The sequence below is a fragment of the Marinomonas balearica genome (assembly GCF_004362145.1).
Classification (GTDB): Bacteria; Pseudomonadota; Gammaproteobacteria; order Pseudomonadales; family Marinomonadaceae; genus Marinomonas; species Marinomonas balearica.
Genome location: NZ_SNXC01000003.1, coordinates 15693 through 39262 on the forward strand (window position 1 = coordinate 15693; position 23570 = coordinate 39262).

Below are 23570 nucleotides of genomic sequence, written 5' to 3' on the forward strand. Positions count from 1 at the left end.
GCAATTTTTAGAGAAGAGTTTGAATAGAAGCAATAACCACACTTCGAGCTTCATCAAATTGCGATAGCAGCATCGCACATTCTGAAGGGTGCTCTGTCTTTGCAGCAATCTCAAGCGCAGCAGTAATAGCGGCAATTTCTAACGCTGCAACACTTTCCGAACTGCCTTTTAGTCGGTGTGCAATAAAAGCCAGTTGTTTTAGCTCCGTTGAAGCTTCTAAAGAAGGTTCAACGATAATGTCTAAGCGTATGCTCTGAAATGGGCTGTCTAAGTCTTTTAAATATTGACGTAACATCGTTCGGTATACATCTTTGCTGCTACCGCATTGCTTCACCCCCTGAGAAATATTCAAGCCAAGTAAGTATTCTGGCCATTGAATACTTGGATGAGAGTGTATAACGGGAGAAGCATCATTATCGGTTAAAAGCGTTTTATCTTTTGAAGGCTCGATATAACTTATAGGTTCAACGTCAATTTCTTCCAGCCCCAGCCATTTTATGAGAGTCGAGTATAAAGTCTCAGGAACAACCGGTTTCGACAGGTAGTCGTTCATTCCGGATTCGAGCGCTTTTTCTCGATCGCCTTTCATCGCATTTGCCGTCATTGCAATAATAGGAATGTCTTTTAATTTAGGATTTAATCGAATTTGCCTTGTTGCCGAATAGCCATCAAGAATGGGCATTTGAACATCCATAATAATCAAATCATATGAGTTCAACTTCAGCTCATTTACCGCTTCCTCCCCATTGGGTGAAAAACCGATAGAAGCCGATTGCATTGTCAAAAGCTGCCCTAAAATCTGCGCATTTAATGCATTGTCCTCAACGATAAGTATGTGCTTATCTTTGAAGTACTGCTTTTTGCTTATGATACCCGCAGCATTTGACCGAACGAGTGCATTTTTTAGTGTCCGAGTCGCCAGATATTCTTTGACTGCTGTCGGAGTAATAAGCCCTCCTAAGCAGTGCGTTCCTAACATATTCACTCTTTGCAGCGCTTTTGCGCAATTGGGATAGATTACAACTCTCGGTAAGCGTTTAATCGATTCTGGCTGTTGATTTAATTGCTCTAGCCAACCTTTAAGTTCCTTAAAACTGTAAGGTAATAGCACGAGTTTATTGGGTAATGTTCGCTGTAAATAAAAGTGTGAATTTGATACATCAAAAAATTCAAATTCCCAGCCTAATTGCGTCAACAATTGGTTGAATCCGGGACGTCCTCCTATTACAGCGACCGTACCCTGAGGCGAAACAGTGTCACCTTCCTCTTCAGGTTCAGCGTGGATCAGAGGACATTCAAGCCGAAACTCACTTCCCGAACCAAACTCAGTCTTTACGTGTATTTCACCACCGAGCAAATCAGACAATTGTTTTGTAATTGCTAATCCTAACCCTGTGCCGCCAAATCGTCTTGTCGTACTCGAATCTTCTTGTTTGAATGCTTCAAACAAGGACTCAATTTTGTTTGGCCTAATACCCAAACCAGTATCGACAACGCTAAAACGAATCCAAGCTGTTGAATTCCGTTCAATTTGGCTCACTGTTAATGTGACTTTCCCACTATCGGTAAACTTAATTGCGTTACTGACGAGGTTCACCAGAATCTGATTCATCCTAAAAGCATCACCTATCAATTGATTATCTAACCTAAAATCTCGATCTATGATAAACATCAACCCTTTTTCAATGGCCCGCCATTCATTTAATACAAAAACTTGCTCAAGCAAACTGTCCAAATTGAAATCACGTCGCTCTATTTCGATCGCTCCCGACTCAATTTTAGAAAAATCCAAAATGTCGTTAATTATCGACAACAAGCTGTCTGCAGATCTAAGCATTTTTCGAACATATTCAGTCTGAGTCTGATCCAAAACAGTACTTTGGATCAAATGCCCTAATCCAATAATGCCATTCATCGGTGTCCGTATTTCATGACTCATAGTCGCCAGAAACTCTGTTTTTGCTTTCGTTGCCGCTTGAGCTTTAACAAAGTTCTCCTCAAGCTCTTTTGTTAATCTAATCGCCTGGAGGTGCTTTTCATCCGATCGTTTGCTTTGCAGTACCAATTCAACAATCAGAGCAAGCACCGACAACGCGAGGCCGCCGAGAAGGTAGGTAAAGTAATTAAACAGTGTGACTAGGTATAGCTTAGCGGTGTAACTCTCATTCGCTTCGTATAGAAGGCCTTTTAACTCAATGTCCAGAGCCTCATCTAGCGCTTTTTCCAACTCAGGCATAATAAGTGACACAAAATCAGAGGAATAAGATTCCGCTTGAACAAGATCGTCCATGATATCCACCTGTCGCTTCAAGGACTCGACATGCTTCTGTAAATCATCATTACTACGATAAAAACGCCCAAGTTTACCGGTCTGCATAATGGCTACGCGACTGTAGACGAGATCAAAACGAAACGCTAAATCCTCTCGATGCTGGTTGAGATTGACAGTTTCATTCAAAAAAAATTGGAATCTCAGCAGTTCTTTTTCCGTTTGATGTACAGCACGTAAGGCGTTTTCTTCTGCGGGTGAAGCAAGCATTTTTTGTTGATCATTGATTAAGGTATAGAGGCCAATTGAAAACACAAGAAAAAGCAGACTCGCCAAACCAAAGAGCCACAACCGCCAGTTCCTGAGTAATCCTAATGTCACCATAGATCTCGTATTCCTTTTTTATCAACATGCGATCGTCAATGTGCAACTGATCAATTTGCAACAGAGAGCGGTCTGATCCTGTCACAATTGTTCGTGAGGGTTTGATTGTTCATTTCCAACAACCCTAAACCTAAATCATAGTCGGGTTTAAAGCCAAAATATCGTATCAAATTGTTAGGATCACCAAGAGAACTGTGAATATCCCCTTGTCTTTTGGGACCATAAGATATGCCTACCTGATAACCTGAAACGGAAAATATCGTTTCGGCAAGGGCTTTAATACTGCAAGGTTTTCCAGTACAAATATTAAATACGGGCGCGCTGCATTTTGCTTTCCCCATGCCTGCGACGAGATAACGAATCACATCTTTCACATAAACAAAATCCCGAACCTGACTGCCATCGCCATTGATCGTAATACTTTCGTGATGTGCAACGCGATTTGCAAAAATAGAAATCACACCGCTGTATGGAGAGCTCGGATCTTGCCGTTCACCGAAGACATTAAAAAAACGAAAACCGATTGTCGGTACCTTATGAATAACACCTGCCACTTTGGCCTGAAACTCACATGACAATTTATCCACGCCATAAGCTGATAAAGGACGTTGTTCACTGTGTTCTTTAAGCGGCGTACTTGCATTGTCACCATATACCGCCGCAGAAGAGGCGTACACAACAGGAACACAGTGATCCAGTCGAGCACTGCATTCTAAAATATTAACAGTCCCTGTTTGATTAACGCTGTGTGTCTCAGCCCATTCTAGATTTGACTTTTCAACCGACGCAATCGCCGCCAGATGAAAGCAGCCATCTATTCCGTGCATCAAAGTTTTAAGCAGCTTGGTATCCCGGATATCTCCTACAAAAAGCTTTACTCCAGTCGGCAAGTTTTCTTTCTTGCCTGTCGAAAGGTTATCTAAAACATCGACATCATGGCCTTGCTCAAGTAACGCTTCGCAAAGATGAGACCCGATAAACCCACAACCGCCTGTTACTAAATAGTTCGCCATGATTCTCTCCTGTCTTTTTATTTGATATTCAGGAGAGATCAATCTCTGTGCCAACCCATTTTTTTAAATATTAATCAATAAGATAAAAGAATCGCTGTCATGATGGTGACCGTGATTCATGCCCCGCGTTGCATTTTGCAAATACATCGTTGGCATTTACTTTGCTGAACCATTATTAAAAGCACAAAACAGAGAGACGCTTGTATGATAGACATCACACTTTTTGTTGATTCCTGCGGTGTAGGCGGAATCGAGACTCACATCGTTCAACTGGCGAAAGCGCTAAAAGCAAACGCCATTCTGGTACAGGTTGTATTGTGGCAACGTTACGCCCAAGAACCTCATGTCATCGAATCATCGCTTTCCCAAGAAGCGATTCCCGTGTTTTATGCCGACGGATCATTACAGCGTTTACGCGATCTTACTCATTCAAACGGCACGCTTCATACACACGGATACAAAGCAAATTTGATCGGAAAATTTGGCCACTATTTTGGATGGTGGAAGACAGTACCTACTCACCATAACGGAGACCTTGGCACAGGAAAACTAAAGCTGTACGTCAAGCTGGATGAAATGACTTCACAACTCTTTTCGCCAATCTCAGTCAGTCAGGAAATCTTTCATCGACTGCATCACAAAGGCATAAAGCTGAAAAATTTTGTGAATTACGACCCATCACTCAAACCTCAGACGCGTAAAGATAATACACAGAGAGTGGCCTTTGTTGGCAGGCTCAGTGACGAAAAAGACCCAACTACTTTCTGCCGTCTCGCCGAACAATTTTTAGATCATGACTGTGAATTTCACGTCTACGGTGCGGGTGCAATGCTAGATGAACTGAAAGAGACGTTTTCACACATTGAGTTTCATGGCCAGACATCGATGGAATCAGAATGGGAAAAGATTGATTTGCTTTGCATCACGTCTAAAACAGAAGGCTTGCCGCTGGCCGCATTGGAAGCAATGTCTAGAGGTATCCCAATAGTAGCATTTGGAGTCGGTGATTTACCCGAAGTGATAAAAGACGGAGTGAACGGATGGCTCATTCCCTCGGGCGATATCAACCAACTGCAAATTGCCATAAAACAGTGGCTATCGCTCCAACCTTTTCAGCTGGCAGGTATGATGTATCAGGCTGAAAGAATCGTTAAAGATGAATATTCTCAAGAAGTTGTTCTCCCTCAATTACTCTCTCATTACCCTTCAGATCCATCAGGTAGAGCCAACCATTGAATAGAACAAAGTAGCATGAAGTCACACTCGTCTCTCATGCTATAAACCCTCGTACTCAGTGCCCTTACATTTAGGAGCAAGGGCACTGAGTAGAAGTTATCCAACCAAATCTATCTATCAAAAACGATTCTTTTACTGGCTAGATACGTCCATTATTAATTCCGAGCACCTTTTACAAAGTGGGACAGCATTGCCCATAAATTACGCTTTGTAGGCAATCCTGAACAGGCCTTTATATAATGCCTAAGGGCGCGTAAATAGTGTCCCGATTGATCTCGGTACGCTTCGGCTTTGGCAATGGATAAGCGAGCATAAGCAGGCGCGCAACACTCTGGGTTCAAATTTTCCATATCCTTACGATGACGGTCTAATATGAGTTCAACACTGGCAATACGACGTTCAGCATTTCTGGAAATAGAGTTCGATCTTACTAAGTACGCCGTTGCCGCTTTTTTATGAACGATAACATCACCCAGTAGACTGATTTTAAGCCATAGATCCCAATCACTGGCAGAAAACAGTGTCTCATCAAAGCCACCTACTGCCTTTAGTGTCTGTGTTCTTACAACCACTGTCGACGTTCCGATGACGTTCTCTTCGTAAATACTGGTTTTCTTTTCTCCTGTTAGATATACCACCTCATCATCGCTCTTTATACGTTTTTGGAAGCGTGGCCAAAAATCAAAACAGCGTCCTAAACATTCATTTTGCTCACCAAAATGGTCGTACTCTGTAAAACTCAAAACGCAGTTTGGAGATTTTTCTAAACAGGCTAATTGATCTTCTAACTTCCCTAAATACCAATAATCGTCAGCATCCAAGAATGCAACCCAGCGACCTTTTGCTTGCTGGATGGCCAAATTTCGAGCGGCAGATACGCCTTTGTGCTGACCTTTGATCACTTTTACCCTAGCATCACGTTCGGACATTTGACGCAGCCAGTCATCTGATCCATCTGTCGAGCAGTCGTCAATCACAATCAACTCTAGATCTACTTTTTGGCAAAGCACACTGTTCACCGCATCGGGTAAATACTCTAAACAATTGTATGTTGGCATTATGACAGTGACGTCTATTCCATTTTCTTCCAACGAACCTTCACACCCTGTTTTTTGTTTTCCTACATATTTCTTCATATTCGTATCCTCTATTTCGGTTTGGCACTTAGCTTGCTCTAGTCAATATTAAGAATGCTTTGCACGCCCTTTTTAGAGGGAATATTCAGTTACTCGTCATAACTTACTTAGCATTCAATGTGCCAACGTCACACTTAAGACGGATGAGAACAGGAAGAAAAGAGATGAAAAAAATTGCGTACATAGCAACGGCTTTTCCCGTTTTATCAGAAACCTTTATTGGCAATGAAATAAGGGCGTTACAGCGACTCAACCATACTATTGAGCTAGCAACATTCGACGCACGAAACGAAGAAGGACAACAGGAAGACAAAGAACTATCGAAACACGCAGTTGAGCTAAAAAGCATTGAATGGCAAGAAGCTTTGAAAATGCTAACCACCTCTGGATTTGGTTTGCAAAATGCAATGCAATTTGTCAGTAAACAATCTGGTTTACCTAAACGCTCGCTGCTTTGGTATGGCGCTAAACTCGCAGCGTTCGTTAAAAAGTCAGAATGCCAGCATATTCACGCGCATTTTGGGCTTGCGAGCACAGCAACCGCCATTGTAGCAGCGAGGCTGACGAACCTTCCCGTATCGTTTACTTGCCATGGTTACGACATTTACAAAAATCCTTCTGATCTGCCATTAAAACTGTCGAATGCCACGTTCGCTGTCGCGGTGTGTGACATGATGAAAAACGATATGGAAGCGCTCGCTCCCTCTTCAAATATTGTCAAAGTACGCTGCGGTGTAGACGTGTCGAGCGCTAAAAATATCAATGAACCGAACTATCGAGCCAAACGCCTGCTTTACATAGGAAGACTGTCTGAGACAAAAGGGTTGTTTGTCATGCTGCAAGCGCTGGCTTCTATCCCTAAAGCACATAGACCTCAAATTGATTTAGTCGGTGATGGGCCGTTAAAAGAAGAACTACAAACCACAAGTCGCATTCTAAACGTCGATAATTGCGTTCGTTTTTTAGGTGCAAAACAATCCAATTGGATCGCAGAAAATCACCATCAATATTGTGGCCTAATTGCGCCCTTTATCGTGACGCCAGCAGGCGCTCAAGACACAGGGCCTTTGGTAATAAAAGAAGCCATGATGTTAAAGCTGCCGATCATTACAAGTGACATACGCGCATGCCTAGAAATGCTAAACAACCAGCCAGATAACAACGCTCTGGCAAACATTGTGAAATCAGGCTGCTCTCTTTCACTCGCAGCCAAAATGATCGAATTTCTAGAAATGGCTCCTGAAGAAAAACGCGATCAAGCAAATCGAGCCTATTCCCACTTACTTGAGCACTTCCTGATCGACGATCAAGTCAAACTGCTCTCAAACGCGTTTGAAGAATGTCGATAGGGAGCGAGGGATGAAACAATACACGGCATTCAAACAAGGCTTAGACAGCATATTCGTTGAACAAAGCGCGCTCGCCCAGCAAGCGTGTTACGCCATTGGAATTATTCTTTCAAAAGCCATTAGTCTTTTCTTACTTCCGTTTGTTGCTGGTCAGCTTGGTTTAATCGAGTTTGCTCGACTTGAAACCATTATTGCTCTGCTAAACGGCGCAGCAATTGTCGTCAGCTTTGGCATGGTAAACCTTCTTTATCGTCAAGCAGGTGAAGCAAAAGATCGCTCCGCTAAAAAGCGCATCGTTGCCTCGCTTTTCGGAACCACATTATGCATCGCGGCCCTAATAGGCGGAGGCGTCTTCCTAAGTTTCTCAATAAGCCTTCCGCTTATTAATCAGATCACCCCATTGTCCGCTTCTGAGCTGATCTTATGTACGCTAATTATGTCACTCGAAGGCATTATCGGGCTTTGTTTAGCTTGGCTGAGAATGGAAGAAAAAGCCTTTATATTTTTACGTTCAATGCTGATGCGCACCTTGGTATACAGCTTATTAACGGTCATTGGTTTAAGTCTCGGCTATGGTCTGACTTTTTTGCTTTTCGCGTCTCTCGCTGCCAGTCTCATTCAAGCAAGCGAACTCATCGTCCACCAGCTTAAAAGTTCTGGCGTTCGATTTGATGCAAAGGCACTTTGGCACACTTTACAATATGGCTGGCCTTTCGTGCTGAGTGGGTTCGCCATGTATGCCTCCCAAGGAATGGAAGTGGTGATACTTGCTCAATATACATCCCCTGAATTGCTTGCCGCCTACGCGATCGCTATAAAGTTTTTTCTCATCGCAGCCTTATGCAATCAGCCGTATTTACTTTGGTGGTATGCACGACGTATGAACGTGCTATCAAATCCGCATGCATTACGCAGTGCAGGAACAGGCGCAACCTTAGGTGTACTAATCGCCATGGCAAGCAGTTTATTGGTTTGGCTTTGGTCTGAGTGGCTTATCCTTCACCTATTTGACCCAGCGATTCTACAAGCCATGAATTTCTTACCGTGGCTTTTAGCGGCGGGAGTTCTCAAACAATGGGGCGCGCTCTACAACTTAGGTTGCTTTAGTAGCGAAAACAGCCGTATTCAAATGTACATAGAACTGGGCACGGGGGCATTTTGCGTTATTTGCTTCCCTGTTTTGATTTCCTCATATGGCGTACATGGCGCTCTGCTTACCTTTGTTATCAGTCAGCTTGGTCGTTTAGTTGCGTACTGGTTCGTCAGTCAACATGTGCTGTATATCGCTTATCCGCTGGGTCTATTAGTAAAAGGTGCGCTGGGGTTAACAAGCATTCTGCTTATTACCTTGATGACCTCAACTACGTTAAATACCGTGATAACAAACACCAAATTTACCTTTTGGATCATGTTTTCGGTGGCTCTGTGCGCATCCATCGCCTGTCTAGTGTGGGTCGTAAAACTTGGGAGGCCCTATGCAAAAACTCTCTAATCTCAAACGTGTGGGGCTGTCGCTCTTGCTGTGCGGTGCTATCGGGTTAGTTTGGTGGAAATTACCTCATCCGTTTCTGGTTTTACCTTTGGTTTTTCTGCCCTTGGCGGCTTGGTTCGCACTTAAAAACACAACATGGATTTGTATGGGGTTTATCTTGTTTTCGTTTTTTAGAATCCATGAGGCCTTTCCGGTTTTATATTCTTTGAAAATACCGCAATTACTCGCTCTTGGGTCTTTGGGTGTTGCAGCGTGGCATATGGTGATTACCAAAGAGATAAAGCCCTATTGGAACAGCCACATGACTGGATTCATTGTCTTTTGTGCGTTTGTAACCATTGGGCTTCTATTCGCCAGTAATCGTGGTGAAGCGATGGCGGCTTGGACTGGCAACTTTATTAAAATCGCCGTTATGGTTTTCATCATTGCTTGGTTACTAAAATGCAAACGAGACTTTGCAATATGCAATTGGGGGATATTAATCACCGGCAGCGTGATCGCTCTCATCGCCTTACAAAACAAGATGAATGGAATCGGTCTGGTCGAAGGGTCGCGTGTGACAATCGGTCGAGATATTGGTTCGATGCTTGGCGATCCAAATGATCTGGCGCTGGTTTTGCTGTTTCCTACAAGCTTTGCGCTGGCCATTATTTTCTCTCCAGATAATAAACGTTTTTTAAAGTTTATTGGGGTGTGCGGGTACATATTGCTCGTATCCGCCATTATTGCTACACAAAGCCGAGGAGGCTTACTTGGCATTATGTCCGTTACGGGTGTATTTGCTTGGCAAAAAATTCAAAACAAAGTGTTACTCATCACCCTTACAGGTGCCGCTGCCATGCTTCTTCTGGCTCTGGCGGGCATATCAGATAGAGCGTCTGGAGGCGCTGCGGAAGACGGCATTGATGCATCGGCCATGGGCCGGATCTATGCGTGGCAGGCGGCATGGAATATGGCCATCTCCAACCCATTCAGCGGCGTCGGCTTAAACAACTTTTATGTGAACTATTTCTTTTATGGCCCACATTGGGATGGCAAAAATCACGCAGTTCACAGTACTTGGCTGGGCGTGTTAGCGGAAACAGGATTCACAGGTTTTATCGCTTTCACAACAATGGTCGTTCGCCTCTTAATCAACAATATCAAACAAGTAGCGTCTCTTAACGCTGCGCTAAAAAATAAAGACTTACGAGCCGGCATTCCCATTCCGTTAGCCGTCAGCGCTCAAGCAACGCTTGCAGGTGTGATCGGCGTCATGGTGTCGGGCACCTTTCTGACTCAAGGCTTTACGTGGCCTATTTATATTTTGTTCGCACTCAGCATGGCCGTGACTGCCAATTTAGGCCCCATTCTGTCTTCTATTAAAAAACAGGATTCCAGTCAAAAAATGCAATTTGCAAATGGCACAGAGGATGCAAACACAGAAGAGAACTCTTCACGTAGCACTATGTGAATAGACGAATTGAGGAATAGCGAGGACGACATCATGCAATCCATTCAGTCTGTAAAATATTGGGCAAAAACCAGTGACACCTCTGCGGCAAAAAGTATTCGCCGTTTGTGGTATTCATGCCAACAATTGGAAATGCCCTGCATTCCCGTTTTTACCCAATGTTTGCTGCTTCTGCATAACTTTATAACAACATTCTTTACCAGCCTGACTCGAAGAATCTATTGGACTCCGCTGTTCAAAAGCCAGATTCGAGGAGGAAAGCATCTTTATCTGTATTCAGGTATGCCACAAATATTAGGTAAGCCAACAATACAAGTCGGTCAAAATTGTCGGTGGTCGGGTATCAGTACTGTCTCGGCGCGTTGGGGGAGTAAAACACCTCGCTTTATTGTGGGTGACAACGTTGATATTGGTTGGCAAAGCAACATAGCAGTTGGCCAAGATATCATTCTCGAAGACAACGTTCGTATGGCAGGAAAAGCGTTTTTAGCGGGCTATCCGGGCCACCCAATTAACCCAACGGACAGAGCGAACGGGCTGCCAGAGCTTGACTCGCAAATTGGCAACATCCATTTAAAACAGAATGTTTGGTTGGGAACGGGAGTCACGGTGCTGGGAGGTGTGACGATTGGGCGAAATAGTATCATTGGTGCGGGCAGCGTGGTGACAAAAAGTCTCCCTGACAATGTCATCGCTGCTGGAAACCCAGCCAAAGTTATCAGGCATCTAACAACCCAAGAATGCAATGAACACGAACGCGCTCCAACGACCAACCACCTTGCTGAACAAGGAAGTCTATTATGAAATGGACAGTATTTGGAGAAGATTGGGGAAGTCACCCTAGCAGCACGCAACATCTATTTCGCTACCTTTCTGCGAATGAACAGGTCGTTTGGATGAATTCGATGGGGCTACGTCATCCGAAATTAAACGCTCATGACATCAAACGCCTATACACAAAAGGCAAAAAAATGATGACACGAAACGCTTCCAAACATGCGTCGTGTTATTGCGAACCACCTTTATTGCAAAGTGTTCCAGTAACGCCTCCAGAATCCAGACCGCAAACAGTCCTATCGCCAATGGCATTGCCTTTCTATGGATTTCCCCCTGCCCGAAAAGTAAACAAATACTGTCTGTCTAGACAGATCAAAAAAGCGCAGGCATCAATGCAAAAATCCCCTCATGCTCTTTGGCTTTCTTTGCCTTCTGCCGTTGATGTAATCGGCCACTGCGACGAAGAAGTAAGCGTTTACTACTGCGGCGATGATTTTAGAGCGCTTGCTGGGGTCGATCATAAGATCATAGGCAGAATGGAAGACGAACTGGTTGAAAAATGCGATCTCATTCTGACAGCAAGTGAAATGTTGGCGGATCGGTTTCCAGCACATAAAACCCGTTTGCTGGAACACGGTGTTGATTATCGTCAATTTGCTCAAAAGCGTTCAAAACCCACAGGGGTCCCGCACACCAAAACACTTGGCTTTTATGGTCAACTCGCCGACTGGGTTGATATCGAACTGTTGGAAAAGATTGCGGATCATTATCCTAGTTGGACCCTCATGCTCATTGGTGCCGTCCATACCAACACCAAAGAACTACTGAACAAGCCAAACGTCAAAATATTACCTCCAATGCCTCACTCTCAGTTATCCGCCTTTGTGCAAAATTGGGACATTGCACTGTTACCCTTTCGGCATTGTCAGCAGATCGATCATTGCAACCCATTGAAACTAAGAGAATACCTAGCATCAGGAACGCCCATCGTGTGTACGGATTTCCATGCTGCGCGTGCCTATCAATCTGCCATAACATTAGTAAGCGAGCACGACGATTATATTTCAAAACTGGATCACATCGTCAGAGAACTAGGCCAATGCTCCAATCAGGAAAAGCAGACGCAACGCGCCCTGCAATCCAATCTCGTGAAGCAAGATGATTGGTCTCAAAAAGCCAAATTAGCACACCACTATGTACTCTGTGCACTCAATGAAAAACAAGGCATCACTCCCCCTAAGACGTTCAACTCAAAAAGAGAGGTTTGCATTGAATTACGTTAAATGGATGCTCTGTTTGAGCTGCGTTTTCATTGCGACTCATACTGTAAGTTCCGATGCAGTCGAGACAAAGCGTTCTGACTCCTCTTTGTCATCTGAACAGCTCACGTTAACTCCGCCGTTTAAAAAGCAGCTTTGGTCATTTGAATCAGGGGTAGATAACGGACATGAGCTGGTGATTAAAGGCAAAGCGCTATCAAAAGGCGTTAGAGCGCTAATACGAATTGATCATCCCAAGAGCCATCATTATTTTTCACGTTTTAATCACGAGCAATTACTAAGTAAAGGTAACTTCACTATTCGAATCGATTTAGACAATTTGAAAACCGGACGTAGTGCTACCTTCTCATCCCATAAAATCCGTCGCATTTACTACGCCACAATAGAGGGTGAAACAGAATTAATTGACGCGAAAATCGCACCAAAAATCAAAGCACCAAAAGAGCTTATAGGATGGGATTTCGGTAGTCAGGAGAAAAGCGGAGCATGGGGCTTCTACCCAGTTTCATCAGGATCAAGGTGGGAAAACATTGGAGGAGTCGGTTTAAACAAACCAAGCGATGTTTTATTGAAAGGTAATCTGAGAGCTCGCAACAGACCCTATCATGATGGCTTGATCAGAGATGGTTTTGAAGGAATTGACTCTATCACCCTGCCTATTCGTAATGGTTTTTGGCGAGTGCGTTTATGGATAAACGACATAGGTGAATGGGAATACTTACCGCACCCTCTAAACCGTTCGATATCCATTAATGATCAGACGATTTTTGCACAAGATCTAACCCCAGAACAATGGCATGATAACTACTATTTTAATCAACCTGATCTGTCCGGCGTTTCGTCTTTAAACGCCACCTCCAATCGCATCATTGCCGAACGTTTTTGGGAATCTTTTATGATTTTCCGAGGCACCCCCATAGATGCCGTTGTCCAAGTTGAGAACGAACAGCTCAAAATCAATCTTGAAAGTAATGTTCCAGCAGGAAAATTTCTTTCAGGTGTGATCGCAACCCCTTGGAATGGAGGGTCTGAAAAGACCATGGAAAAATTCGATCAACTTCGGAAACAGGCATTCATTGAACAATGGCCAATATTGCTGTCTTCTGAACCATGGGAAAACGACGCCAACTTAACCGTATTTGGGGAGAGCGAAACGCATGTCGCACACTCTGAGCTGGTTAGTCTGAAGATCAAGTTTGATCAACATTTAGGTCGCTTATTGTCCCATCAACTTCCCATTACTGAGGCTATTTGGCTAAAAGAAGAATCAATCCTTGGACGAGTGGGAGGACAAGAAAAAGCCCTAACACTACGCTCATACCTTAAATCGTTTGACCCAATGACGACAGATGCAAAGAATGGTGACATTTGGTATCTGCTCGCCAAGGTTCATCGAGCGCCACACCACACTCATAATAATATATCCTCTGTGGGAGAACTTGTTTTTTCAAAGGGATCGCTCAACCACACTTTTATTCATATGCCTGTGCGTTTGCCACAAACGCCTGTTCCGGTTGGCATTTATTTGGATTATGCACCCCATTTAAGTTGGTTTTCGAACGATCTCGCCATAAAACAAGCTCGGTGTGACTATCGATTTTTAAAACGTTTCGGCCTGTCTGGAGTCGCGCCAGCACTGCCAACCCCATCGACAGAGCCTGAATCAATAATGGCGTTCAAAAAAGCCATACAAGCGCCATTACTAGAAGGACTCCAACCCCCTTTACCAGCATATACGCCGCTAAAACGCATGGTCAATCAACCTTTGCATGAACAAATTTCTGTGCTTCAGAATCTAAAACAATCCCACCCTTACACACTGTGGTCTTTGGCAGACGAGCCGGGACTCTTTATTAAAATGGATGAGCAACTCAATGCTCTGAATAGCCAACTGGCGGATTTTCTGCCGACATTACGTCGATATGCTCAACTGAACCACAATGAACATGCAGACGTGATTGAAAACTACTCTGACGTATTAATTAATCAAGGATATGGTCTCAACCCGTCTTCATTTGAGACGTTGCAAAAAGCAGGTACACGCTATTATTTGTATAATTTACCGAACCTTAGGTACTCATCTGGCGCGTATCTATGGCGCTCGAAAGCGAGAGGATTCTGGCAGTGGCATGGCAGAATGCCCACCGCCCATCCATTCGACCCAACTGACGGTCGCGAAGACGATGTTCAGTTCTTTTTGCCCAACAAACAAGGCTGTAACTTTCCCATCATTCGATCCGACCTCGTTCATATGCGCTCGGGAATTAATGATTTGAAGTGGTTATTTTGGCTTTCTCAAAATGCAAATAACGATATCCATTTTGCAATTTTAAAGCATCAGCTAGAACAGGCAATCTCATTAGAATATTCAAAAAAATCTATATCAAACAAGGATATAAACTTATTAATCAGCAAAATAAAGAAGCTGGCACAAAGCCTGCCCATAGAAAGATAGGATTAATTTTTATGGGCCATTATCTATGCATCTTGCAATCCAAGCCAGAATATATCGCCTGCTTTGTGCCGCATGGAGGCATCGATATCTATTAATAATACCACCGCTTATTCTGCCCATTGTCGGTTATCTATTATCGACTTCTTCGGCCAAAATTTACGATAACCACACCTCATTTCTTATTCAAGAAAGCGCCACGTTAAACCCATTTTTGAAAGATCTCTCTGTAGAGACTCAAATTCAGCAGCGAATTAAAGCACTCGATACACTTCTTCATAGCCGTCATATCTTAAAACGCGTCGCAGAAGAAAAAAGCCTGTATGCCTCGAACGCTTCGAATTACGCAAAAGATCAAATCATCGGCAAGTTATCCGCCAATTTAAAAGTTAACCTGTTTGGCTCTGACCTCATTCGTATTTCATATCGAAGCGGTACCCCAGAAGGCATGAGCCAAGTATTAAAAAAAGTCAGAGAAGTCTTTATCGAACAATTACTCGCCCCTGAGCGCAGCTCCATGAGCAGCTCAGAAGACTTTTTGCTTAACCAACTTATCGAACAACGCGTTCAGTTGGAGGAAGCCGAAGTAGCACTGGCGAAGTTTAAGTCTAAAAATGCGCTTCAGCTTCCAAGCCTTTTTAATAATAACGTTCAAAGTATGTCAGAGCTTCGCCAATTGATTGCTGATAAAGAGATAGAACTTGCAGGTCAGCAGGCCGTCATGGACAGCTTACATACCGAACTGTTGCGCAATAACCCGCTCATAGGGCTGCTAGAAAACGACATAATGCAGCAAAAAAGAGAGCTGAATAACTTACTCGCTCGATACACACAAAAACACAGCAAAGTCGTTATTGCGACGGCAAATTTATCAAGGTTAGAGAAAGAGCTTATCGAGTTTCTCAATATAACCAAATCCATTACAAGCTTTGATGAGCTGGAGCGACTTTGGTTGTCCAGCCTGTCCAAGATCGAAGACGCGCTACCAAACTCTGGGGCCAATGTAAGCTTCATCCCCGGCGAGGAAATCGAGTCTGCTAAATTGCGCTACTCACGCATGAAGCAAGAGTTGGCTCAACTAAAGCTTCAGCAAAAAGACTTACTTGCCTTTATCTCATCGAGCAGCACTGTCGAACAACAACTCAAAACGTTAAACAGAGACATCGAGGTTAAAAAGAAAGTTTATCAAGATACGCTAAATCGTCACGAACGAGCAAAATTGACTGGCGCTCTGGGTGACTATGAACAAAAAGACCGAATAAAAGTCATTGATGAAGCCTATACCCCTTCATCGCCAAGCAACATGCCCGCCATTTTATACATGATTCTTGGCGTAATTGCGGGCATTGGGCTGGGCTCCGGTGCGGCACTGATTATAGAAATTACCGATTCTCGATTGCGTTATATCACCGATGTTCAGTCCATAGCAGGCGTACCCGTTTTGGCGCGCATTCCTAAAGTACAAGATTCACGTCACCAACTGGATAGGCTCCTAGCGTCGCCTGATTTCACAGAAAACACGCAATCAACATTACCCCAAAAAACGTTACTTAACTCGAAAAGACACTCTTAATCGGAGAAGGTTATGAAAATCATCGAAGTCGTACAACATCTCGCGCCGGGCGGCATTGAAACACTCGTATTGGAACTCGAAAAGGCTTATCAAAACATCGATCACATCACTATCGTAAGTTTAGAAGGACAACAATCTAAAGCAGAAAAACAGTGGCCAAGATTACTTCAAACTAAGTGTGATATGGTGTTTTTAGATAAGCAACCTGGGCTACAGTGGTCGGTTGTTCAAACCTTAACGTCACTGTTTAAAAAGCATAAACCCGATGCAATTCACACACACCATATTGGCCCACTGCTATACGGTGGTTTAGCGGCCAAACGTGTCGGCATTCGTAACATAGTGCATACAGAGCACGACGTTTGGCACCTACAACAAAGTAGAAAGCGCTATCTGTTGCAATCATCACTGTTGTCGGTCGTAAAACCTACACTGGTGGCAGACGCGAAGTACGTCGGTCGCGCCTTGTCGATCTTATTTCCTAAATACAAAAACTGCATTATTCCAAACGGTATAGACACCGATAAGTTCTCTCCAGGCAGTCAGTTTCAAGCACGTTCGGCGCTCTCTTTACCGCAAAAGAGTGGCCTTGTAGGTTGTGCGGCTAGGCTGGTTCAAGGTAAGGGTCATACGTATTTGTTCAACGCAATGTTGGACATACCAAAAGACATACACCTTGCTTTAGCAGGCGATGGAGAGCTACGACAAGAATTAGAAGACGGTGCCGAGGCTTTAGGGCTAAGCGATCGCATCCACTTCCTTGGAAACCTCGATAATATGTGCGATTTTTATCGCTCATTAGATGTCTTTTGCTTGCCGTCCGAAGCTGAAGGTCTTCCGTTATCCCCGTTAGAAGCTCAAGCATGCAATATTCCGGTCATTTTGACCGACGTGGGCGGCTGCGAGGAAGCGATTTGCCCTGACTCGGGAATGCTCATCCCCGCTAAAGACAGTGAGGCGCTTGCATTGGCCATCAGTAAAAAGTTGTTAATTGATGAAGATAAAATTCCTCCAAGACAGTTCGTCGCATCCCAATATTCTTTAAATAAAGCCGCGCAATCTTACCGAACATTAATGCTTAAATTAGGAGAAGCCTCATGATCCTCTTAATGTCAATTTTTCTCTTTTGCAGCTTGCTGATTGTTTACCATCATGCAGGATACCCCATACTGATTAAACTCATTTCCAAAAACCGAACATCGAAAAGTAACAGGAAACAATCAGAGTCTATTTCAGACGCTGAACTACCCAGTATTGGACTGGTCATTCCCATATACAATGAAGAAAACGTAATTGCAGATAAGCTTCGAAATATTTCGTTCGTTGATTACCCAGATGAAAAATTAACGGTTCATCTAATTTTTGATGGTTGCACCGATCGCTCATACGAAGTTGCAAAGAAAGTGTTAGAAGAACCGCTACTGGGGCGACTTAACGTATCGATTCACAACAGCCACATAAACAAGGGGAAAGTAGCGCAACTCAATGCAGTTCTTCCTTGTATCACGTCTGATATTACCGCTCTTTCCGACGTTTCTGCTTTACTGTCGATTGACGCACTTACAATTGCAGCACGGCATTTCCAAAACACAGAAATTGGCGCTGTGTGTGCGACATATCGTTTTTTGAGCGATGGCGCAGTACAAGAAAAAAGTTATTGGAAGTATCAATGCGACATTAAAAATTCTGAAAGTAACCTAGGTTCAACATTAGGTGCTCATGGTGCATTTTACGTGTTTAGAAGCGACTTATTTTGCCCTCTTCCTTCAGATACCATTAATGACGACTTTGTACTTCCATGCACGATCATCCAACAAAACCATCGTGTAATTTACGAGCAAGAAATGATTGCAGTGGAACTTGAAGCAACCGATGTCGAACAAGATTTGAATCGCCGGCTGAGAATTGGTGCCGGGAATTTCCAGCAAAGCATCCGCTTACTGCCTTTACTCAATCCCAAATATGGCATGACAGCCTTTATGTTTTTTTCGTGTAAATGGCTGCGCCCTTTTATGCCAATGTTATTTCTTTTAGCGCTACTGTCCTCCGGCGTTTTAGCAGCCTATAGCCTTTGGTTTGTACCTATAGTCGCAGTTCAACTACTCGTATATGGCGTAGCAACGCTGCAACACTACTTTAAGATCAATAACCATTTACTGGTAAAGATTCACTATGTGATCTCAGCCCACTTTATCAATGCGTTGGCCATATCCCATTATCTATCTGGCAAATACACCACACCTTGGAGAAGATCTCATGATTAATTTAACCAGCACTCAAGATCAGGCTATTCAAAGCGCGTCTGTCACTTATGTTCCTAACCGAGTGAGGCTGTGTAAGCGCGTATTCGATGTCTTTTTAGCCACAACATTACTGCTCATCACCCTGCCAATTTGGCCACTGGTTATGATCGCTATAAAACTCGATTCCAAAGGCCCGATCTTCTTCTCTCAAGTTCGAATAGGCTTGGGAAATAAAAACACATCGAGCCTTTTCAAAATGGTGAAATTTAGAACCATGGTTCAAGATGCGGAATCAGCGACCGGCCCCGTCTGGGCTCAGAAAAATGATTCCCGCATAACCAAAGTGGGAAGGTTTATGAGAAAAACACGCATCGACGAACTTCCTCAACTCTTCAATGTGTTGAAAGGTGAGATGTCGATGATCGGCCCTCGTCCAGAAAGACCCGGCATAATGGGCAAATTAGAAACACAAATCCCGCTGTTTAGTGAACGAACCTATGGCGTTTTACCAGGGATTACAGGGTTGGCACAGGTGTATCAGGGATACGACGAATCCATTGAAGACAGTCGCAATAAGCTTGGATACGATTTATCTTATTCCGTCGCTCTGACGTCCTTCAAACAATGGATTTTAATGGACGCGCTCATTACGTGGAAAACCATTACCGTTGTTATTATGGGGAGAGGACAATAACCCTTGTTAAGTCTCCCCGCTCTTCTTTTGCAGAATGCAAAACCATCCGTTGCATTCTGCATTTTTATTCTTTCATCACATCAAAAACCCGCTTAGTTAAAAATAAAAACAATATAAATCAATGCTTTATATTTTTTAATATGTTGGCCTAATCTCTGCAATCTCCTAATTACACACTCACATTATGTGATCTAGGAGAAAACCATGTATCAAAACCACTATACCTTAAACGCCTATGAAGTATTGGAACTCGCCGGTGAAATGGACTGTGTCGCAGTCGCTGAAAGCAAGGATATTTTAGAGAAAATACCGCAGGACTTCGCAGGCGACATAGTCTTTGATTTATCAAAAGTCACCTTTATCGATTCATCCGGTATTGGGGCGATCGTTTTCCTATTTAAACGCCTGCGTGAAGAGGAGCGCGCTCTTTTAATAACGGGATTGAACGGTCAACCAAAAGAACTCATGACATTACTCAGAATCAATCGAGCGATTACCATCAAAGACGATGTTCGAAGTTGTGCCGTTTCATAGGCGCGAATTCGATCCAAGGAGGTTATCATGAATCATGTAACGTATATCTTGTCGCTTATTTTAATAGCATCTGCTTTATCGGCTTGCAGCCATTTTAAGCCCGCCGCTAAACCTGCTGATGCAGACTATCCCCTACCGCTGCAATTTACTGAACATGGCCGGATATCAGACGCTCTGCGAATTGCCGCCGTTCGTGTAAACCAGCTTGAACATTCAGGTGGTCAAGAATGCATGCCTGGGCGGATCTACAATATGCGTAAACTTCTCTTGGTGGCCAATGGGGAACATGAATCCGGCCTTAACGAAGATGCCGCTTTAAACCTTCGAACCCTAGATCAACGCATTGAAGAAGCTGAAAAAGGCCTAACCTTTTTACATGCCAGCAGCACGTGCTTGGGTGAGCAACACGATGACGCGTTAGCAGAAATTCTTCCTCTCTTAGAGCAATTATCTAGAACTAACTTTGCATCAGGCAGCGCTCAGATGCCAGCAGAGATGCCAAAACTGCTCGATGAACTGGCCAAATGGCTTATTTTAAACCCCAACTTCAAAGTGACGTTAGTGGGACACACTGACGCTCGTGGAAGCATTGAAAATAATGAACATTTGGCACTTAATCGAGCGGCAACGGTTTCAAGATATCTCATTGCACACAATGTCGATGCACATCAGCTTCGATGCAATGGTGAAGGCCCTTGGAATCCCATAAGTCATAACGCCAACGAGCAATCTCGGAAATACAACCGCCGCGTTGAAGTAATCGCCAGTCGTATGGATGAAGAGACGTTTAAAATAGACAAACTCAAATACTGGCCTAGGATTACAGACATCTGGGGAGGGAAGTAGTATGGATTGGTTGAACCCTAAGTTACGGATAGCGTTGATGATATTGCTGTTAATATCGCCGTTTAGCATTGCTCAAGATAATGCAAACAATCTGATTCAACCAGGAGATAGTCTACAAATAAACTTCTTGGGAGACGATGCATTCGAAGAACCGTTTGAAGTCGACCGATTGGGTAATATCGTATTGCCAGAAGTCGGTGTCATTACGTTAACAGGGCTCAGTCTAGCCGACGCGACTACGCTCATTCAGGTTCAACTTTCCAGCCATTTTTTAAACACAGAACAGTTAACGTTGTCTCGGGTAGAGCACCGATTACTCATTACTGTTTTAGGTTATGTCAAAACACCCGGCGAAGTAGAAATTCCGCAACATGGCAACCTTCAAATGGCGTTGACCGAAGCGGGCGGAATAAAGCCCGGAGCACAATTAAATAAAGTACAAATCCGCCGCAATAATGACTCCTTTGTAATCGATTATAAGCAATACCTTGATACGGGAGACGCAAATCTTATTCCTGAGTTGCAATCTCTAGACACCATTTTTGTGCCGTCATCCCCATTAACAGGTAACGTCGAGGTTGAATTTGATGCCGCCAGCTTGCTTTCTGGCGGAGATGCTGCGGAGAAAGCACTGTCGGTAAAAATATTTGGTGAAGTACATAAACCAGGGACATTCACCTACGACACGACACAAAACATTGTCGATATGCTGATGCGAGCTGGAGGAGTAACTCGCTTTGCAAGCGTTGGACAGATCAGACTGATTACCGATGGCGATCCAATATTGTTCGACCTAAAAGACTATTTGGACGGTGGAAGTGATCAGCTGCTCCCAAAAGTCGCTCCGGGTGCAACCATCTTTGTTCCGATGAAAGAAGAGGAAGTAAAGTCAGGGAATAGAACGGTTTATATCATGGGTGAAGTCTTTCGCCCCGGTGCATACGAAATCCAAGAAAGTGCTTCTTTTATAGAAATATTAGCGAATGCAGGCGGGCCATCTCGGTTTGCCAGAACCCGTGCCATCCGAATTATTCGCAACGATAACAGCGTGGCAGAGTTTGATCTCCAAGCCTATACGGAAGGGCTTTCCTCAGCGACACCTCCAGCAGTAGAACCAGGCGACGCCATATTTGTTCCCGAAAAAAACGACGTTAATCAGACTTCTTGGTTAAAAATAACGTCTGACAAAGCAATACATATCATTGGCGCTGTCGTCAAACCGGGTCGATATGAATGGTCAAATGAAATGAGTTTAATGGATCTAATCGCTGAAAGCCGAGGCCCGACCAAAGATGCCGACATAAGCAACCTTTCTATTAAACGCCCAAACTTGCCCCCTATCCAATTTAACCTCGCTCAGTATCTAGGCGGAAAGGGAGAGCAATCCATGCCGAAACTAAAAGGTGGCGATACCATTGTTATTCCGCGCCACCCACAATTTCCTGTCAGTGACAAAGCAGAATGGGTAAAACAAACAGGCGAAGACTCCGTTTTCGTGATGGGACAAGTGGGCATTCCCGGACGTTATCGCTTTACTGGAAAAGAAAGTTTTCTAGACGTTCTAGCTGCGGCCAATGGCCCCAGCGACAGCGCTGATTTACGCGCTGCTAGGGTTATTCATCGGAACGACAGACAGGCAAAAACAACAAAGGTTAACCTTGCATTGTATTTTGATACGGGCGATGAAAGCCTTCTGCCTTCACTTCAAGCAGGCGACACACTCTTTCTCCCTGGAAAATCACTTAAAGATTACAACGGACAGGCGCAACGCTCAATCAAGGTTATGGGCGCACTGGTCAGCCCAGGGCATTATCGATTTAGTGATGACATGAACTTATTAGATGCGCTGGCACAGGCGGGTGGCCCTACTAACTCGGCTGACATCAGTGAAGTCAGAATTGTTCATGAAGGGTGCTGTAATACTACCTCATTGGTGTTCGACCTCGCGGCGTATTTACGCTCACCCGAAGGCGCTCTTCTGCCTGTCATTCGCCCTGGCGATACCATTTATATTTCGTCAACAGAAAACAGTATGTGGACGCAAACAATGTCTTTCGTCCGAGATATGATCAGCATAGCCACCCTTCTTATTTTGGTACTTTAGCAAACGAATTGGAGAGAAAGATGAATAATTTACCCGTCAATTATGTCGAGCTAGAGTCCATATTTACCGCGCTCGAACGAAAAGGCGCACACGTTACTAATTTATGTGGGGCACATAATCAGTGTGGAACCTCAATGACAGCGTATGCATTGGCGAAACGTTATCAAGCAAACGGATATCACGTTCTATTGATCGATTTAAACTTGTATAACCCAAGCCTTGACCGCTCTTTAGGACTTCCAAGAAGCAGATGGAGCATTGGGGAAAACTCAGAAAAAGCCATCATTAAGCCCTCTCCAGTCGGTACCCATTATTTACCGGCTCCAATTTGCAGTACCGCGCCCCTTAGCTTTCGGGACCCGGGATTGGTTCGCACCCAAATAAACGATTGGCTGAAAAGCTACGATCGCATTGTCATCGACACTGCGCCCATAAGCGGAAACAATTATCGAGATATTCCAACAGACCTTATCTGTTCCGTTTCGGATGCCTCATTGCTCTTGGTTCAGTCTGAGGTCACAACTCAAGCCGTCCTCAAATCATGCTGTGACAAATTAGCAAAAGCAAAAACGAGTTTTGCAGGCATTATCATGAACGATATCGAATTCCCCTCTTTGGCAAATGAGATGGTGAGAGAAGCGAACCGGTTCAACCGCTACCTTCCTTGGCTATCTAATATACTAAAGAAACTGATAAGGCGTTCTGCATTTCTTAATTTACGAGTATGAAGAGGTT

At 43.9% G+C, this 23570-nt stretch carries 18 protein-coding genes; 15 read left to right on the top strand and 3 right to left on the bottom strand.

What is annotated here, in order from left to right; translation table 11 throughout:
* Window positions 1-7: 7 nt before the first annotated feature.
* Both DFP79_RS01060 and DFP79_RS01065 read right to left on the bottom strand, forming a co-directional pair.
* The gene (locus DFP79_RS01060) at window positions 8-2653 is read right to left on the bottom strand and encodes a response regulator (protein ID WP_133502109.1); all 2646 of its coding nucleotides are present in this window, start codon (window positions 2651-2653) and stop codon (window positions 8-10) included.
* A gap of 50 nt (window positions 2654-2703) precedes the next feature.
* Window positions 2704-3666, bottom strand: coding sequence for an NAD-dependent epimerase/dehydratase family protein (locus DFP79_RS01065; protein WP_133502110.1), 963 nt, complete (start codon window positions 3664-3666; stop codon window positions 2704-2706).
* Between the two features lie 204 nt (window positions 3667-3870).
* Between DFP79_RS01065 and DFP79_RS01070 the strand changes: the two genes are divergently transcribed.
* Entirely contained in the window at window positions 3871-4902 is a 1032-nt protein-coding gene (locus DFP79_RS01070; RefSeq protein ID WP_133502111.1) for a glycosyltransferase family 4 protein, read from the top strand.
* Between the two features lie 155 nt (window positions 4903-5057).
* Here DFP79_RS01070 and DFP79_RS01075 read toward each other — a convergent pair whose 3' ends face one another.
* Window positions 5058-6038 (bottom strand): glycosyltransferase family 2 protein, encoded by a 981-nt coding sequence (locus tag DFP79_RS01075; protein WP_133502112.1) that lies wholly within the window; start codon window positions 6036-6038, stop codon window positions 5058-5060.
* Between the two features lie 164 nt (window positions 6039-6202).
* Here DFP79_RS01075 and DFP79_RS01080 point away from each other — a divergent pair, with 164 nt between their 5' ends.
* From DFP79_RS01080 to DFP79_RS01145, 14 genes are all read left to right on the top strand, one after another.
* Window positions 6203-7387, top strand: a complete 1185-nt coding sequence (locus tag DFP79_RS01080) for a glycosyltransferase family 4 protein (RefSeq protein WP_166637613.1) — start codon at window positions 6203-6205, stop codon at window positions 7385-7387.
* Window positions 7388-7397: 10 nt separating this feature from the next.
* The gene (locus DFP79_RS01085; RefSeq protein WP_133502114.1) at window positions 7398-8879 is read left to right on the top strand and encodes a lipopolysaccharide biosynthesis protein; all 1482 of its coding nucleotides are present in this window, start codon (window positions 7398-7400) and stop codon (window positions 8877-8879) included.
* Complete coding sequence (locus DFP79_RS01090) at window positions 8863-10332, top strand: O-antigen ligase family protein (RefSeq protein WP_133502115.1); 1470 nt, start codon at window positions 8863-8865, stop codon at window positions 10330-10332. Before DFP79_RS01085 ends, DFP79_RS01090 begins: the two co-directional genes overlap by 17 nt.
* Window positions 10333-10365: 33 nt before the next feature.
* Entirely contained in the window at window positions 10366-11136 is a 771-nt protein-coding gene (locus DFP79_RS18145) for an acyltransferase (protein ID WP_133502116.1), read from the top strand.
* Window positions 11133-12392, top strand: coding sequence for a glycosyltransferase (locus tag DFP79_RS01100; protein ID WP_133502117.1), 1260 nt, complete (start codon window positions 11133-11135; stop codon window positions 12390-12392). The genes DFP79_RS18145 and DFP79_RS01100 overlap by 4 nt, the downstream gene beginning before the upstream one ends.
* Window positions 12393-12405: 13 nt before the next feature.
* Window positions 12406-14844, top strand: coding sequence for a hypothetical protein (locus DFP79_RS01105; RefSeq protein WP_133502118.1), 2439 nt, complete (start codon window positions 12406-12408; stop codon window positions 14842-14844).
* Window positions 14845-14869: 25 nt separating this feature from the next.
* The gene (locus DFP79_RS01110) at window positions 14870-16414 is read left to right on the top strand and encodes a GumC family protein (RefSeq protein ID WP_133502119.1); all 1545 of its coding nucleotides are present in this window, start codon (window positions 14870-14872) and stop codon (window positions 16412-16414) included.
* Between the two features lie 12 nt (window positions 16415-16426).
* A complete protein-coding gene (locus DFP79_RS01115) occupies window positions 16427-17515 on the top strand; it encodes a glycosyltransferase (protein WP_133502120.1) in 1089 nt (362 codons plus the stop codon).
* Window positions 17512-18678, top strand: coding sequence for a glycosyltransferase family 2 protein (locus DFP79_RS01120; RefSeq protein ID WP_133502121.1), 1167 nt, complete (start codon window positions 17512-17514; stop codon window positions 18676-18678). The genes DFP79_RS01115 and DFP79_RS01120 overlap by 4 nt, the downstream gene beginning before the upstream one ends.
* On the top strand, window positions 18671-19351 hold the full coding sequence (locus DFP79_RS01125) for a sugar transferase (RefSeq protein ID WP_133502122.1): 681 nt from the start codon (window positions 18671-18673) through the stop codon (window positions 19349-19351). The genes DFP79_RS01120 and DFP79_RS01125 overlap by 8 nt, the downstream gene beginning before the upstream one ends.
* Before the next feature lie 204 nt (window positions 19352-19555).
* Window positions 19556-19885: an STAS domain-containing protein gene (locus DFP79_RS01130; protein ID WP_133502123.1), complete on the top strand. Its 330-nt coding sequence runs from the start codon at window positions 19556-19558 to the stop codon at window positions 19883-19885.
* A gap of 27 nt (window positions 19886-19912) precedes the next feature.
* Window positions 19913-20731 carry an OmpA family protein gene (locus DFP79_RS01135; protein WP_133502124.1) on the top strand — a complete coding sequence of 273 codons (819 nt, stop codon included), beginning with the start codon at window positions 19913-19915 and terminating at the stop codon, window positions 20729-20731.
* Window position 20732: 1 nt separating this feature from the next.
* Window positions 20733-22835 (top strand): SLBB domain-containing protein, encoded by a 2103-nt coding sequence (locus DFP79_RS01140; protein ID WP_133502125.1) that lies wholly within the window; start codon window positions 20733-20735, stop codon window positions 22833-22835.
* Between the two features lie 20 nt (window positions 22836-22855).
* Window positions 22856-23563, top strand: a complete 708-nt coding sequence (locus tag DFP79_RS01145) for a tyrosine-protein kinase family protein (protein ID WP_133502126.1) — start codon at window positions 22856-22858, stop codon at window positions 23561-23563.
* Window positions 23564-23570 lie beyond the last annotated feature (7 nt).

Coding starts and splice junctions, on each gene's coding strand:
- DFP79_RS01070 (WP_133502111.1), top strand. CDS start 3,871: ATGATAGACATCACACTTTTTGTTGATTCCTGCGGTGTAGGCGGAATC.
- DFP79_RS01100 (WP_133502117.1), top strand. CDS start 11,133: ATGAAATGGACAGTATTTGGAGAAGATTGGGGAAGTCACCCTAGCAGC.
- DFP79_RS01145 (WP_133502126.1), top strand. CDS start 22,856: ATGAATAATTTACCCGTCAATTATGTCGAGCTAGAGTCCATATTTACC.
- DFP79_RS01130 (WP_133502123.1), top strand. CDS start 19,556: ATGTATCAAAACCACTATACCTTAAACGCCTATGAAGTATTGGAACTC.
- DFP79_RS01140 (WP_133502125.1), top strand. CDS start 20,733: ATGGATTGGTTGAACCCTAAGTTACGGATAGCGTTGATGATATTGCTG.
- DFP79_RS01115 (WP_133502120.1), top strand. CDS start 16,427: ATGAAAATCATCGAAGTCGTACAACATCTCGCGCCGGGCGGCATTGAA.
- DFP79_RS01075 (WP_133502112.1), bottom strand. CDS start 6,038: ATGAAGAAATATGTAGGAAAACAAAAAACAGGGTGTGAAGGTTCGTTG.
- DFP79_RS01135 (WP_133502124.1), top strand. CDS start 19,913: ATGAATCATGTAACGTATATCTTGTCGCTTATTTTAATAGCATCTGCT.
- DFP79_RS01060 (WP_133502109.1), bottom strand. CDS start 2,653: ATGGTGACATTAGGATTACTCAGGAACTGGCGGTTGTGGCTCTTTGGT.
- DFP79_RS18145 (WP_133502116.1), top strand. CDS start 10,366: ATGCAATCCATTCAGTCTGTAAAATATTGGGCAAAAACCAGTGACACC.
- DFP79_RS01110 (WP_133502119.1), top strand. CDS start 14,870: ATGCATCTTGCAATCCAAGCCAGAATATATCGCCTGCTTTGTGCCGCA.
- DFP79_RS01120 (WP_133502121.1), top strand. CDS start 17,512: ATGATCCTCTTAATGTCAATTTTTCTCTTTTGCAGCTTGCTGATTGTT.
- DFP79_RS01085 (WP_133502114.1), top strand. CDS start 7,398: ATGAAACAATACACGGCATTCAAACAAGGCTTAGACAGCATATTCGTT.
- DFP79_RS01125 (WP_133502122.1), top strand. CDS start 18,671: ATGATTAATTTAACCAGCACTCAAGATCAGGCTATTCAAAGCGCGTCT.
- DFP79_RS01065 (WP_133502110.1), bottom strand. CDS start 3,666: ATGGCGAACTATTTAGTAACAGGCGGTTGTGGGTTTATCGGGTCTCAT.
- DFP79_RS01090 (WP_133502115.1), top strand. CDS start 8,863: ATGCAAAAACTCTCTAATCTCAAACGTGTGGGGCTGTCGCTCTTGCTG.
- DFP79_RS01080 (WP_166637613.1), top strand. CDS start 6,203: ATGAAAAAAATTGCGTACATAGCAACGGCTTTTCCCGTTTTATCAGAA.